This window comes from Abiotrophia sp. HMSC24B09 (assembly GCF_001815865.1).
In the GTDB taxonomy this organism is placed as follows: domain Bacteria; phylum Bacillota; class Bacilli; order Lactobacillales; family Aerococcaceae; genus Abiotrophia.
Genome location: NZ_KV822201.1, coordinates 18787 through 34344 on the forward strand (window position 1 = coordinate 18787; position 15558 = coordinate 34344).

Sequence of the window (15558 nt, forward strand, 5' to 3'; positions counted from 1 at the left end):
CCTTATATTATGCAACTGCTTGATTTTCTTGGATTGGGTTAGTGAAGTTGGGTTTAAATGCGCTAGTGTCAGGGCTCGCCTGCTTAGCCTGCGCTTGACTGGCTTGTGTCTTAGCACCCTCAGTTGTCACATCCCGCCGGCCCACCGCTTGAGCTTGATGGATGCTGGCACGCATGGATTGAACCCAGTCGTCCACTCGGTCAATCTGCTTAAGGTAATGGTCGACCATGACCTGATTCTGAATGGCCTTAAAATCATCGATATAACGCATAGGCGCTAGCTTAACCAGCAAGTGGTCAATCTCATGACTGAAGGCGATAATGCGATTAAGACCCTCCAAATCCGGAATGAAGGTCGTGGACCGATTGGCAAAATGCGATAAGCCCTCCCGGAATCGCTTGAGATAACGGTAGCGCTCCTCGATAGATTGGAGATCTTCCTGATACTTAGCATTAGCCTGCTTAAGGGATTCCCTTAGACGTTGGTTAGTGGCCTGCGCCTCGGCTAGCTTGGGAGCTAGGGGGTTGGGCTTGAGATCTTGACTTGGGGTAAGTAAGTTAGTCTGAGACTGGCTCGCTTGGTGTGTAGCATTGTGCGATTGGGTGTTAGACTGGAGCCCGTTAGCTTGAGGGCTAGTTGGAAGCTGTGGTGTGGAAGTCTCGCTAGCATCAGAATTTTTTTGTGTAGCAACCTGACAGGTAGCTGTAGATTGTGATGATCTAGCCTGACTCGCTTCAGGCGCAACGGCATCCTGAGGCTCCTTCTCCAACTGTTGACAGTCAACTTGTAACTGACTGTCTCCTGGGAAACAAGACTCCAGCTGACCCGCCTTCAATAGACGCTTAACGGTCCGAAGTTCCAATTGAGACATTTGATGCAGGTACTTACGTTGCCCTGAAGGCAAGCTATAGACCTTCTGGCGATGCTCTTCGGGGATGGTCGCAATTAGATAGAGTAGTGATAAGCCTAGATGTTCGTAGCACTCCATCTTAGGCAAATTCTTGGCTATGTACATCATGCGATTAGCCTCGTCATAATCTATATAAAGCGTCTCAAGCCAAGGGAGAAAACTTCCCTCTGGTAACAAAAATAACTTAGCATAGTGTAAACGCCGGCCCACTTCCCAGTAGGAGCGACTTAGCTGAGCCGAATAAGCTAAAATCTGCTCCCTCACCTTGGATAAATCCAAGTTTTTTAAATCATCGAATTTCATGGTTTTTCTTCCTTCCAAATAGTTATAAACCCCTATGCAATAACATTATCTAATATTTAATGTAATGTTCTTGATAGGTCACGATTTTTTAGCGATTTTTGGTTAACCAGAAATTGAATATTTATATTGTGGCAATATAGTGATTGTATTAAACTGCGCCTCCTGATGTCATATGTCGAATTTAATGTCTTGGGTATCGCCCATACTCACCCCTAAATGACGCAGGATACCCATACAAGAGAAATAGAAAATCTCAAGCTGCTCCTCAACCGTCAGTTCCAAAGCTAGACAGACCATAATGATGGTCTCAACGCTTAGACGGCCACAACCATTGAAGATCCGAGAAACCGTAGCGGGCGAGCAATAGATTTTCTCTGCAAGTGCACGCTCGGTCATGCCTCTCCGCTTAAGCGCCTCATAGAGACGCTCATGATCATATTGGTAGCTAATCTGAATTTGCTGCATCTCTCTCATAAAGTAACCCTCCTTTCTTATAGAATTTGTCTTGATATAGCAAAAAGACGACTTCTACCTAACTGCTTAACCATGGAGCCAAACGAGAGAGAGAATCCGCCTTAACTTACTATAGTTATATTATACGCCTGGAAATTCTAGAAAGAAAGCCCTTCACTAAATGATTTCATAATTTGCAACAAAAATTATTTTGAGCAATATTATAGTCTAAGGAATGGCTTAGGAATGGACCATTGTCAATTGAAGAGGCTAATGAGGTTGTGCACATTACGGTGTATAATGAAGGGGATTGTAATGGCAATAAGTATGTATAGGATAACTAGTATGAAAGATAATAGTCCGGTAAATTACTTTATATATCTCATATAAGTTGAAAATACTAAGATTGGAATATCCTACACCCTCTTTACAATATCACATCAGAATTACATTCTTCAAATTCCCCTTCAATAACCTCATCTTGATCAAGTATTTCTATAAAATCTGGCTTTAGCTCATCATATCCGTCAGTAAACTCCCCTTCATACATTTTTACGAAACTATCTGCCAACTTATTTCCCATAGGCTTGAATGAAGCATACGTCATTACTCCGGAGATTACTCCACCTACTACGGGAACAGATTTAGCGACAAATGAGCCTACCGATTTCTTTGTTATTTTAATGCCAATATAACTAGCGGTTTTCTTCACTAAAGGGTACCAAACGGTTTTGGTAAGTTCCCGTCTCATCACTTTTTTTCCCATATGTACCCCTGCTTTTATAGAAGTATTCATAACTAAAGAGCCTACCCCACTAGCACCCATCATAATCCCTAAATAGCCAACAATACGATGTTGGATTTCTTCAGGTAATATCTCATAGTCTTCTCGAAACAAATCATCTTCTCCGAATAAATAAGCAATCTTTTGAGCCAGATTCAGGGCAAACGCCATATTTTGCACAACATCTATCGTGGTAGTCGGCACTGCAATTACTGGATTTGCCGGTAAACCCGCTATAAATGATGCTAACGCCGTTTTTTTCGTGCATGAATCCACCAATCTTGTAGCTCTTCGTCGAAGTGCTTTAATTGTATAGACTGCCTGTGGACCGTCCTTTAATATAACATCCAGATGCTTACTATTTTTGAATTCTTCTCTCAAAAAATTATCGCGACTAACTTTTACTATTGGTAATTGGCAAGCCGATGCAATCGTCTGTAACGCAATTTCAGCCATTTTGTTATTATCAGTAGTAGACATGTAATTTCCCCTATCTCTATAATTCTTTAGACATAAGTGTATCACCTTCTACCTTTAGATTCCTTACACTATCTTGCTAAATAATTACATATCCTTGCGGATATAAGTAAGAAAATTACGTACTTTTGTTTCAGGATAATATGCTACAGTCATGTCCCAATACTAAATTAGATTCAGCAAACCAATAATGTTCCTATTTTTTTGGACAACACTGCCACTAAATGAAATATATAATTGTACGGCATTTTCTACTATAGAAATACCAATTGAAAATAAACAAAAACAGAGCAATCCTCCTATCCCAGAAGATTGCTCTATTCAGTCCACATTGTATGATTGTACTAGTAATTGATAATGTTGAATATCCCTACTTACTCTAAAATTGTAAATCCTAAACTAGAACTATCCCTTAAGAACATTTGGACTGTCTCAAGAGAATACTCCGTTAAATCCTTATCTTTTAATTCTAACTTCTTAATCAAGTCTGAAGTACAGGTAATGATGTCCACTCCTAAGGAATCCGCTTGATAGATATTGAAGGTCTCGCGCGGACTAGCCCATAGTAGCTCAACGCCTTCTTTTTGGCGACAAATAGCAAGTGCCTCTTGCATGATTGGCATTGGATCAACGCCTGTATCCGCAATGCGTCCTGCAAAAACGGACACCACTGCTGGTGTTCCGCTCTTGAGTGCATCCACTACTTCTCGTACTTGTTCAACCGTGAAAATAGCAGTCACATTGACTTTGATTTCTTCTGCAGTCAATCTATCAATTAATGGAGCGGTAGACTCACCCTTAGAGTTGGTGACCGGGATTTTAACGTAGACATTATCGCCTAAGGCTGCAATTCTACGCGCTTCTTGCTCCATTCCTTCTAAATCATCTGCAAACACTTCGAATGATACAGGATAATCCCTAATCTCTTTTAAGACGTCTTTAGCAAAACCAATGTAGCTAGTAATTCCTGCTTTTTTCATTAAACTCGGATTGGTTGTAAAACCTGTCACTAAGCCTGAATTTAAATCATGCAGCATTGTTTCCAAGACAGCGCCATCCGAAAATACTTTAATTGATAATGCTTTGCTCATTGGCCTATTCCTCCTCCGCTACATTATTCAATGCTTCCTTAGACTTAGTTAGAATAGATGGCAGAATCAACACGATTGCTAATACTGCAGCGACTATATAGATACCGACTGAACCGACAGACTCTCCTACGCGTCCTAATAAAATCCCAAAGAGGCCAAAGTCAAAATCTCCAAAGGTAGTATTGGCAAACCCTAGTTGGCCTAAGACTGGTAATAGAGTAGCAGGCAGGAAGGCAAGGAATAAACCATTAACAAATGAGCCAATAACCGCACCTTTGCGCCCACCAGTTGCATTACCATAAATACCTGCAGTAGCCCCACAGAAGAAGTGTGGCACCATGCCTGGGATAATTAAGACACCGCCGATTGCGCCAAGAATAAACATGCCGATGAGTCCTCCGAGGAAGCTGAAGGCGAAGCCGATAATAACGGCCGTTGGGGCATATGGGAAGAATACTGCGCAGTCTACAGCAGGAACTGCATTCGGAATGATCTTGGTCGCAATACCTTGGAAGGCTGGAATTAAGTCTGCCAGAATCATACGTACACCTGAGTATACAATGGACACACCCACTGCAAAGGTTAGCCCACTAATAACTGCAAAGATAAATGGATTCTTACCTCCAGCTAATTCTTGAACTGCCTGTGGGTTACGAACTAAACAAGCTACTACTCCGACTAGATAGAAGGCAACCATCACAATCCCTGTAGAAATCGTGGTGTTTCTGAGGAAGCTCCATTTTTCAGAGATTTCTAATTCCTCAGTACTTCTGCTATCTTTACCTACTTTCTCGCCAATCCAAGCTGATAAATAGTAGCCAAGGCTTCCAAAATGCCCCATGGCAATTTCATCACCGTCTGTCACCTTGAGGGTGTATCGTTGTCCGATAGCCGGTGAAATTGCAGACCAAGCACCTAGGAAGAAGCCACCAACTAAGACAAGCGTTACGCCTTTAAATCCGATGGCCCCTAACACTGCTGATAACAAGCAAGCCATGAAGAAACTATGATGACCGGTTAAAAAGATATACTTAAAGCGCGTGAATCTTGCAAATAAGAGGTTTAAGACCAGGCCTACAATTAAGATAGACATGGTTTCTACACCTAAAATTTGTTGCGCCACACTGGTCACAGCCTCGTTATTAGGAACCACCCCAGTAATGCCAAAACCTTCTTCAATTAATCTTGCTAAAGGTCCTAAGTTAGCTTGAATAACGCCCGCACCTGCCGCTAACATCAAATAACCTAAGACAGGCCCTAAGGTACCGGTTAAGACCTTATGTCCAGGCGTTTTTAACGCTACCAAGCCAATAAAAGCATTTAAGCCCATTAAGAAAGCCGGTTCACTTAAGATGTTTTGTAAAAATGTCAAAATGCCATTCATTGTACTTCCTCCTTCTTTTAATGCTAGTTATATTATTGATTCGCCATCTCTTTTAAGATTGGAACAAGTTCCGTTTCAATTTTCTTGCGATTGGTATAACTTGGCACGAGGCAAACTTTCGTACCTTCTGGGAATATATCTTTAAATTCCTTTACGGTTACATACAAATCTGCATTCTTACCAACTGCTGCATTGGAATCGCATGATTCCACATCTACGTCAATCCCCAGATCCTTAGCAATTGTTTCTACCTTGAAACGTAGTAATAAGCTACTACCAATACCATTACCACAAACAGTGACTACCTTAATCAAGTTACTCTCCTCCTTCCTCTATGATTTTGTCAATAATAGCCAATATTTCCCTTGGGTCAGAAGCCGCAATTAAGGAATCAATTGCCTCTTCATCATCTAGAATTAAGGCCAACTCTTGTAAGGCTCTTAAGTGCGCAGTTGAATCTACTGCAGCTAAGACAAAGATTAATTGAACCTTCTTGCCGTCATCACCCTCTTCAGAGAAATCGACAGGTTCTTTTACTTGTAATAAACTAATGCCTAGTTGATGCACGCCTGAATCAGGAGAGGCATGAGGTACAGCTACTTTGGGCGCCAAAACAATATATGGCCCTGTTTCATTAATGGACGCTATCATGGCCTGAATATACGATTCTTCAATATAGCCATGAGCAAGCAGTGGCTGAGCCGCCAGACCAACGGCATCTTGCCAATTACTCACACTGTCTACTTGTTGAATCAATTCTTCTTTTAATAGATCAGTCAAAGAATCACCTCCTAATAATGGTTGATTGTTTTGAGCAAAAAGATAATGGATTAACTCATTTTTTAAGCCTTCTTCATTCTTGATAGTGGTATATTTGGCCACAATTCCCATTAATTCGTCTATCGATACCACATCCTCTTTTTCCAGGTGCAAGTATTCATACACCCTTCGTTTTAAGAGGATTTTTTCAATAGAAGTCATTAAGGGCTTAACTAGGAAGACCTGGTCTTGACTTTCTAAATGAGTGGTTGAAAAAATAACTTGAACATCATCCCTCTCCATATTATCTACAGTCTTAAAATGACTCCTTGAGATTGACTGGAATTCCATCCTTGGAAAGATTTTCTCCAATTCGGATTGCAATATCAAGGATGTACTGACCCCGTTGGGGCAGACGATCATTGCCCTTAAATCCTTCCCTTCTCTATGCTTGACTTGGGATTGTAAATACCCACCAAAATGTATTGTGAAGTAGGCAATTTCGTCGCTAGATAATGGTTTGCCCGTCATCTCTTCTAGAGGTTTTAAACTGCGTCTAATTAATTCGTATAGCGAACGGTATTCTCTCTTGATCTGATGGGTTAAGGGATTATGCAAAGAAATATTGAACAAAAGACGATAATAAGACGGATACAAGTGGGCAAATAAATTCTTCCTGAAGTGAATTCCCATCGGGAACTCAAGACCCGTATTGGCTTTTACTTGTTTGATAATTTCGTCCATAATCTGCACTACTGTCGGATCAGGGTTTAAATCCAAGTTGCCTTGTAGGCATCCTGCTAGTCGCGATAGAATATAGTCTCTTTCTTTAGCCAGCCTCGGATATTCTTCTTCAAGTTCCTCCACTAGCTTCAATAGGGCTGTTTCCTTAATATTGCGGTAGTACTCTTGCTTTACTTGATAGTCGCCTTCAATCTCGATTTCATTCAGAACAGCAATCACGAGCGAAACTATTTTCACGTTTTCGAAAATAAAGATAAGCTGATATTTTTCACTCAACATTCGGATTTGAGAGAAGATGGCTGCGTCCTTAGTTGCTATGCGACATTCCTTGAGCACATAATCTAAGATAAATCGCCCACTCTCTAGACGCATTAACTTCTCAATCGTGCGCTCTAGTAATTGCCTTAGCTGACTTCCTGTGCCTTCCAAATAATAGCCCTCACTACGTCTATACTGTAATGAGATTGATTGATTTATTAGCAATTCCCGAATATCTTTCAAATCAGCTACCACTGAGTTTTTGCTCATTCGTAACAAGTCTTGCAAATGGTAGTTTGATATATATTCTGGATACAACAGCAAATAGAGAATAATCATATCCAGCCGTTCATGTTGAAAAATATAGGATCTACTGCTTATATCTACATGACCTAGTAGCTCGCCGCTTGAAATAGCAGGTACTCTAATTAGGTCATTCTCAATTCTTATGTTTGGAAGTAATAAGTGACTCAGCGCTTCATTGATTCTCAGAATATCTGAAAGGATGCTTCTCCTACTACTATTGGACAAATTCTCTAACTCCCCAATTGAAGAATTAGTATAATTCAGGAAAAATTGGTATTTCTTTATGAGCTCATTTGTAAACACGTTCTCCCTCCTATCTCTATTATACTTAGGCTTTCTCTCGCCTTAAACAGCCTTTGAGCACAATCTCATGCCTAATCTAGAACAGCAAATTGTGCTCAGTGTATCCCCTTTCATTTAGGGACGTGTCTTGGCTTATTTTTAAGCCAAAAATGCCCTGTATGTGTGTAAACAGAAAAAGCCAGATAATCCCTAGCACAATGTAATGGTCCGAAAACATTGAAAATGGAGATTAATCTGACTTATCTCAATTTTAACCTAAAAGTTGAATAATTAACAGTGGAAGATTGAGTTAGCGACATAAATATGTTAATAATGCCTTAAAATATGCCCTGCAACAGCTTCAGCTTTCAGCTTACATTTTGAGACACGTCGCGTTGGACTCCCAACGCGACATCACTACCTCCCAATACGACGTGGCTCACGTTTTTTCGCCCTTTTTGCCTCAGAATACTCGCTTCCTTGCCGTGCCATGTCGTGTTGAACTCCCAACGCGACATGGCTACCTCCCAACACGACGTGGCGCCCCCTTTTACACAAAAAAACCACCCGCGCTACACGGGTGGTTGCCTATCTTCTTTATCTTAGCTCAAATGTCCAATCTAGTTTAAAACTTGATTCATCAAAGCGGTGTTCTGGCAAGAGGCGCGGACCACAGGAGTTGGAGCCGATGCCTGCTTGTCTATAATCTAGATGGAGGTAATAGACGCCCTCTTCCACTAGCTCGTCTCGATGGCGCGCCTGACTTAGTTGGCGTGTTGAATATGGCGAAAGGTTGAAGGATAGGGAATGAGACGAAGCCACACTCAGCGCCAACGTTCCTTGCTGGACTGCTAGCTTGGTCACTTGGTGGGCGCCATTCTCTTGCGGAGTTACATAAGGTTCGTACAAGTCTTGGGCAGACTGCTCGAAGTGGCCCCAATAACTACTGTGATGCTTGTCCACATAATTCTCATAAGGTCCATAACCGATATAGGAAACTCGGTCTGCGTCCACCATCGATAGGACTAGGCCAAAGCGTGGTAATTCCACCATTTCCTTAGGTCGTTGCCCTTCTAGGCTTAACTTCAGGCGACCCTCTTGATCTAGGCACCAATGACCTTGGAAACTAAGGGCTGGCTGACGTCCAACCCCTGCAATAACTGCTTCAAAGTGCAGGCAAACTTGATGATTGATGGTCTCAGCCCTCAGGCTGTGCACCCGAATCTGGCTGTGGTCATAGTTGGCCTGGCGCCACTCTGCCACAATCACGCGGTCATTATCCGTTGGCGCCCGCCAGATAGTCCAGTCACCCGGGCCTGCTAAGACTTCTTTTTGGCCAGCCTGCCATGAGCTTGGGGCGGCATTGGCCTTACTGAAGGTCACTGCCTGATCTCGCCAATGCATGGTGAAATCCCTTAGAGTCTCGGTCAGCCAAGGCGTCTCAGGCTCTTGACTTAGCGAACTAGCTTGTGGCCATTCAATGTCCCGCAGGCGCACTTGGTCTTGGCCCAAGCAGACGCCGTCTCCTTGGCGCAAATAGCGCAGGCGAATATGGGATACTTGCATCAAATCCCAGTCCTTAGGCAGGAAGACGGTCGCTTCTTGGCCTGGCTCGGCCTGCCAGTCAGTGACCGTCACCCCTGCTAGGGGTTGCCCGGCTACATCATAAGGGGTCATCTCCAAGCAGACCTGATCTTCTAGCTTGGTGAAGTGGTAGTGATGGCAGAAGGTCAGACTCCCTCTCTCTAGATCACTATCTACCAAACGAACTGGCCGATGGATTTGAGCGTATTCCAGGGCCCCGGTATGTGGCCGACGATCCGGATACATTAGGCCATCCATACAGAAGTTACCCGCATGAGGGTACTCACCGTGATCCCCACCATAACGGTAAACTGGTAGACCTTGGTTCCAAGCACCTTGATTAGTCACGCCTTGGAGTTCGATGGCGTGGTCCGCCCACTCCCAGACAAAGGCCCCAATGAATTCAGGATGGCGCATCATACAGTCATAGTAATGAGCCAAATCGCCTGGCCCATTCCCCATGGCATGCGCATATTCGCAGAGGATAAAAGGTCGGTCCAGTGGCGCATAGGCACCTCCTTCATGGAAATAGGTGGCCTCGATTTCTTCGACACTCGGATACATACGGCTCCAAACATCCAAATACTGGGTGTCATAGGTCACATCAGGCTTGTGATACCAGTAGGCTTCATAGTGGAGCGGCCGGCTTGGATCTTCCTGTCTGGCAGCCTGCAACATGGCTTCAATGTTAGGGCCATAGCCGGACTCATTCCCGGCCGACCACATAATAATGGAGCTGAAGTTCTTGAGGGCTCGAACATTGGCTATCATGCGCGCGAGACAGGCCTGCTTGAAGCGTTCATCGTAGGCTAGTAGGTTATAGTTGTCGTTCCCGCCCATGCCATAGAGATCCACGACCCCATGACATTCTAAGTCCGTCTCGCTAATGACATAAAAACCAAGCTCATCACAGAGCTCATAGAATTCCGGTGACTTAGGATAGTGGGCTGTCCGCACAGCATTAAAGTTCAGGCCCTTCATAAGAAGCAAGTCTTGGCGCTGACGTTCCAGGGTCACAGTTGCCCCTGTATCCGGCCAAGAGTCATGATGGTTGACTCCCAAGAGCTTAACTGGCTGATGATTGATATAGAGGCAATTGTCTTGGATAGCTAGCTGACGAATCCCCACCTGGTGGCGGTAGTACTCCTCCCCGACTTGCCAGTAAAGGCTGTAGAGATGTGGTGCCTCTGAGGACCAGATCTGAGGGTTTGGAATTTCGATTTGCCAGTCTTGCTGCCCTAGGGGCAGATTGCCCTCTTCTACTAAGCCTCCATCAGGGGCATAGAGCTCATAGTGACCTTGCGCCAAGCCCGCTGTGGCCGCGACAGACAAGCCTAAGTAGCCAGTCTGACTATCAGGGGATAGCTGAGTCGTGAGGCTGAAATCTAGCATACGGGCCTGCTGCCGCTTAAGTAGGTAGACATCGCGGAAAATCCCACTATTACGGAACTTGTCTTGGTCTTCCAGATAGGTCCCGTCGGACCACTTAAGCACTAAGACGCTTAGACGGTTGCTGCCGGCTACCAGATAGTCGCTGATATCGAAGATAGAAGTCGAATGGGATATTTGGTCATAGCCCGCAAAATGGCCATTGACCCAGACATAGAAGGCCGAGTCTACCCCTTCAAAGACTAGTTCATAGCTAGTCGCTTGAGTCCAATCTGCTAAGTCTAGCTGACGTTGATAGAGCCCCGCCGGATTGTCATAAGGCACATAGGGTGGATCATAGGGAATCGGGAATTCTGTGTTGGAGTATTGAATTTGGTCGTAGCCCTGCATTTGCCAACAGCTAGGCACCGGAATTTGGTCCCAGTCCAGGCCTTGAGCTTGCTCCCAATAAGGGGCCTCAATCGTCCGCACATTAGGGAAATACTTAAAGTTCCAGATGCCATTCAGGTCAAGATAAGAGCTAGACTCCCGTCGATTCTTGGCCTGCTTAGCCTGGTCCAAACTAGCATAAGGAATGGTATAAGCCCGTTGGTCTAGGGCTCCCACACTGACTAATTGAGGGTCTTCAAAATATGGATGGATTAACATGCTTGAGCTCCTTTCCCTTATTTGACAGAACCTAACATACCTGCAACGAAGTGACGTTGTAGGATGAAGAAAATCGCAATGGTTGGCAGGGTCGCAATACTAATCGCCGTCATCATGAGACCGAAATCTGGCGAATAAGAGGACCCTAAGTTGGAAATTAAGAGGGGCACGGTCTGTTTGTCAGGCGTCTGCAAGACAATCAAGGGCCAGAGATAGTTGTTCCAGCTAGACATGAAGACAATAATCCCAGCCGCGGCGTAGGTGTTCTTCATGGTCGGCATGAAGATTCGGACGAAGCAGCCTAGCTCAGATAAGCCGTCAATTCGCCCTGCTTCTAGCAATTCCTTGGAGAACATCTTGGTATTCTGTCTGAAGTAGAAGATGAGGAAGGCAGTCGCCACAAAAGGCAGATAAACGGAAGCATAGGAGTTAATCCCTATCGCCGAGCTAACCGAAGACAGTTGGCTGAAGAAGCGGAAGAGTGGGATAATGATGGCCGCAAATGGCAGCATCATGGAAATCAAGAGGATATTGAAGACAATGTCCTTGGCCCGTGAGCGATAGACTTCAAAGCCATAGCCCGCTACTGACCCTACTAAGAGGGCTAGGACTGTCTGCCAGAGGGCCACAATAGCAGAGTTAATTAAGGCGCCCCGCATCTGGGTCTGGCTGAATAAATTAGTCAGATTCTGCCACAAGGCATTACCCGGCAGGAGCCGACCGTTAGTAACATCTAAACTGGTATTGGTCGCACTGACCAAGAGGAAGTAGAAGGGGAAAGCAAAGATGATGGAGGCTAGCCCCAAGAAGAGGTAAGACCCAAGATGTTTAGTTCTTTTCATGTTGATTCCCCACCTTTAGCTGAATAATTGAGAAGATAACCACCAGGAAGACAATGGCATAGGAGACAGCGGCCGCATAACCGAAGTCGGGTGTGAACTTGAAGCTAATATTGTAGATATACTGGGAGATGGTCAGGGTGGCATTCCCTGGCCCACCCTTGGTCAAGTTCATAGGCTCGTCGAAGAGTTGCAAGGTCCCGATGGTGGAGGTAATCGAAGTGAAGAGAATGACCGGTCTTAAGAGGGGAACGGTCACGCTGAAAAAGGTCCGCCATTTGGAGGCCCCATCGACATCTGCTGCTTCATAGATTTGGGGGTCGATATTTTGCAGGGCAGCCAGGAAGAAGATCATATTATAGCCTGTCCAACGCCAAGTAATGGCAATAATGACCAGGACCTTAGCCCAGACTGGATGAGATAGCCACATAATGGGTTCACTGACAATGTGTAAATTCACTAGGAGCTGATTGACAATACCCTCATTCCCAAACAAATACTTGAAGATCAGGGAATAGGCAACTAGAGAGGTGACACAGGGCAGGAAGACTAAGGTCCGGAAGACGCCCCGCCATTTGAGTGTTTTCTGATTGAGCAAGACCGAGAAGAAGATGGCCAGAATGACCATGAGTGGCACTTGGAAAACCAGAAAAATCAGTGTGTTACCGAGGGCCGTCAAGAAGACCGGGTCACTGAGTAAGCGTTGATAGTTGGCTAAACCGACGAATTTGAGTTGGTTACCCTTCCCTGCCGATAGGGACAAGAGGAAGGTCTGTACCATAGGATAGAAGTAAAAGAGGCCAATCAAGAGGGTGGGTACTACGATAAAGCACCAACCCAGAATCTTGGTTCGGGCGAAGTGATTGAGTTTGAACATCCTACCTACCTCCTTAAATAGAAGAGGCAACAAGTCTGTAGGGATGCCTTGTTGCCTCTGGATGTCATTATTGAATTTGATTCTCTGCTTGTTGTTGGGCTTCAGTCAGCACTTGGTCTAGGTCTGCACCATTGAGGTATTGGTTGAAGGCATCAACAACAATACTTTCCATAGCGTAAGTATGTTCCCCGTAGTTAACGGCAGGAATCTTAGTAGACCATTCAGCGAAGTCCTTATAAATCTTCTGATTACCAAAGTATGGTACCGCTTGGTCGTAGGCATCCGTCTTAAGGAGTGGTTGATAGGTCCCTAGGGCACCGACTTCCTTCATAATACGGCGGTAGAATTCTTCGCTAGAGCCGAAGGTCTTGCCAAGGAAATCAGCAGCTGCTTCCTTGCCCTTAACATTGAGGACATAGAAGGAAGACCCACCTAAGTTAGAGGCATTGACTGAGCCCGACACATTTTGGCGAGGCCAAGGCACTACCACCCATTGGCCAGATTGGCTAGCTTCAGCTGTCACAGATGGTGTAATCCAGTTACCTTGTGGCACAGTCGCAACGGTTCCTTTGTTGAAGGCCTGCAGCATTTGGCTCCAGTCATTGTGGACATTAAGCAAGCCCGCATCATTCATGGATTTGAGGGTACGGAAGGCTTCCTTAAGGGCTTCATTGTCCTTGAGGTTAGGTGCCTTGCCATCTTCCGTCGTATACCAGCTACCGCTAGCATTAATCATGGCCCGCACTAGGCCTAAGTCTTTGAAGTCAACGGAAAGGAGTTTGGTCCCTGTCTTATCGTAGATATCTTGACCAATCTTTTGGAGTTGGTCCCAAGTGATGTTTTGCAGTTCTTCCACCTTGTGGCCAGACTGTTCTAAGAGGTCCTTACGGACATAGAGGCCCGTCACCCCAGTATCAAAAGGCACCGCATAGTGGGTATCCCCAATAGAAGTAGCTGCCACCTTATATGGTGCGAAGTCTTCTGCCTTGAAGAAATCAGAGAGTGGGAAGAAGCTATCTGGGTAAGCAGCTAGGAAGCTCTTAGCCCGGTAGTCTTCAATCAGGACGATTTGTGGTAAGCCATCGGTCACCCCAGAGCTGAGGGCTGTATTCAACTTCTGCACAATATCATCTTGCGCGTTCTCAACGATATTGAGCTTGAAGTCTGGGTGGTCTTTCTGATAGAGTTCTTGGGCGATTTCTAGAGCCTTAATGTTGAACTTAGGGTCCCAGGCCCAGACCGATACCTCATCCGCAGCATGTGCAGTATGGCGTGGAGCGACTAGAAACGTGGTAAAAGTTGTCAAAAGCACCGTCAAGGTCATCATGATACGTGTAAACTTCTTCATCTTTCGTTAATCCTCCTCAATAATTGGGCGCCTTAGCCGACACACCTCGAGTCTGGTCAACTAGGTACCTGAAATGGTAACGCTTTATATTTACAGTGTATAGTCTTTTGGTTTTACAAGATATAGTGAAAGCGTTAAACTCTATGTCATTTTGTTGCAACATGTCTCTGCTATACTAGGAGTAAGGAGGCGAGACCTATGCGACAATTATGGCAACATTTCGACTATGGACTGACGGATCTGCAGTTTGACGAGTGTGGCATCCAACAGTTCGAACCCTATCAGGTCTACCAATACACCGTCTATCAACCCTACATTATTCACTGGATTGCCTCAGGCAAAGGTAGCCTAGAAGTCGACAACCACTGCTACCCCCTGACTGCCAATCAAGGCTTCATTCTCAGACGAGGTCAGCAAGTCAAATACTATGCCGATGGCAAGGAACCCTGGCGCAACTACTGGATTGGCTTTAGTGGCCAGCGTTTGGAAGATTTCCTGCAATTTACCCAGTTGGCTGATGCCCACTGTATTCAGTTCCAGGATGAGGGGCAATGCCAGGCCATCATTCAAGATATCTGCCACTATAGCCTGTCCCAGACTCAGGATGCTAATACCTTCTATTGGCAAATGATGAAGGTCTTCGACTTCCTCTACCATGCCCATCTAGAGCTGGTCAGCCTGTCAGCCCCCCGCCAGCAAAGTAACTCTTCGCCCGCAGAGGTAGCCACCGCCTACATCTACGCCAACTATGCTCGTCCCATAACAGTTGAGTCCATCGCTCAGTATATTGGCATGAGCCGCAGCGCCCTCTTCCGCCTCTTTCGACAACACTATCGCCAGTCGCCCAAGCAATTCCTGATGGAGACTCGCCTGCGTCAAGCCAGGCAACTCCTAGTTGAAAGCCAAGACTCTATTAAGACCATTGCCGCTAGCGTCGGCTACTCTGATCAGCTAGTCTTCTCCAAAATCTTCAAAAAAACCTTCGGCCTCAGCCCCAGCGACTACCGCGACTGCGCCGGCGAACCAGATTATATGGGGAAAGGATGACGTTTGGGCTAGTTTGGTGATTTGTCGGAGGCTTCTGGCCGAGCTAGTGGTCCACTTTAAAGAGTGGACCACTAG

12 protein-coding genes are annotated in these 15558 nt (G+C 45.2%); 1 reads left to right on the top strand and 11 read right to left on the bottom strand.

What is annotated here, in order from left to right:
• Positions 1-7: 7 nt before the first annotated feature.
• The 11 genes from HMPREF3093_RS04110 to HMPREF3093_RS04160 form a co-directional block, all read right to left on the bottom strand.
• Positions 8-1213, bottom strand: coding sequence for a hypothetical protein (locus tag HMPREF3093_RS04110; protein WP_070755737.1), 1206 nt, complete (start codon positions 1211-1213; stop codon positions 8-10).
• A 168-nt stretch (positions 1214-1381) separates the two neighbouring features.
• Positions 1382-1687, bottom strand: a complete 306-nt coding sequence (locus HMPREF3093_RS04115) for a helix-turn-helix domain-containing protein (protein ID WP_070755738.1) — start codon at positions 1685-1687, stop codon at positions 1382-1384.
• Positions 1688-2093: 406 nt separating this feature from the next.
• Positions 2094-2930, bottom strand: a complete 837-nt coding sequence (locus HMPREF3093_RS04120; protein ID WP_070755739.1) for an ABC transporter ATPase — start codon at positions 2928-2930, stop codon at positions 2094-2096.
• Between the two features lie 371 nt (positions 2931-3301).
• Positions 3302-4018: a transaldolase gene (locus HMPREF3093_RS04125; RefSeq protein ID WP_070755740.1), complete on the bottom strand. Its 717-nt coding sequence runs from the start codon at positions 4016-4018 to the stop codon at positions 3302-3304.
• 4 nt (positions 4019-4022) lie between these two features.
• On the bottom strand, positions 4023-5402 hold the full coding sequence (locus HMPREF3093_RS04130; RefSeq protein ID WP_070755741.1) for a PTS ascorbate transporter subunit IIC: 1380 nt from the start codon (positions 5400-5402) through the stop codon (positions 4023-4025).
• A gap of 32 nt (positions 5403-5434) precedes the next feature.
• Positions 5435-5716, bottom strand: coding sequence for a PTS sugar transporter subunit IIB (locus HMPREF3093_RS04135; RefSeq protein WP_023392430.1), 282 nt, complete (start codon positions 5714-5716; stop codon positions 5435-5437).
• 1 nt (position 5717) lies between these two features.
• Positions 5718-7772 carry a BglG family transcription antiterminator gene (locus HMPREF3093_RS04140; RefSeq protein ID WP_070755742.1) on the bottom strand — a complete coding sequence of 685 codons (2055 nt, stop codon included), beginning with the start codon at positions 7770-7772 and terminating at the stop codon, positions 5718-5720.
• Between the two features lie 576 nt (positions 7773-8348).
• Entirely contained in the window at positions 8349-11372 is a 3024-nt protein-coding gene (locus tag HMPREF3093_RS04145; protein WP_070755743.1) for a glycoside hydrolase family 2 TIM barrel-domain containing protein, read from the bottom strand.
• Positions 11373-11389: 17 nt separating this feature from the next.
• Positions 11390-12214, bottom strand: a complete 825-nt coding sequence (locus HMPREF3093_RS04150) for a carbohydrate ABC transporter permease (RefSeq protein ID WP_023392436.1) — start codon at positions 12212-12214, stop codon at positions 11390-11392.
• On the bottom strand, positions 12201-13088 hold the full coding sequence (locus tag HMPREF3093_RS04155) for a carbohydrate ABC transporter permease (RefSeq protein ID WP_023392437.1): 888 nt from the start codon (positions 13086-13088) through the stop codon (positions 12201-12203). The genes HMPREF3093_RS04150 and HMPREF3093_RS04155 overlap by 14 nt, the downstream gene beginning before the upstream one ends.
• Before the next feature lie 67 nt (positions 13089-13155).
• On the bottom strand, positions 13156-14436 hold the full coding sequence (locus HMPREF3093_RS04160) for an ABC transporter substrate-binding protein (RefSeq protein WP_070755744.1): 1281 nt from the start codon (positions 14434-14436) through the stop codon (positions 13156-13158).
• A gap of 198 nt (positions 14437-14634) precedes the next feature.
• Here HMPREF3093_RS04160 and HMPREF3093_RS04165 point away from each other — a divergent pair, with 198 nt between their 5' ends.
• Positions 14635-15483 carry an AraC family transcriptional regulator gene (locus tag HMPREF3093_RS04165; RefSeq protein WP_070755745.1) on the top strand — a complete coding sequence of 283 codons (849 nt, stop codon included), beginning with the start codon at positions 14635-14637 and terminating at the stop codon, positions 15481-15483.
• Positions 15484-15558: the final 75 nt, after the last annotated feature.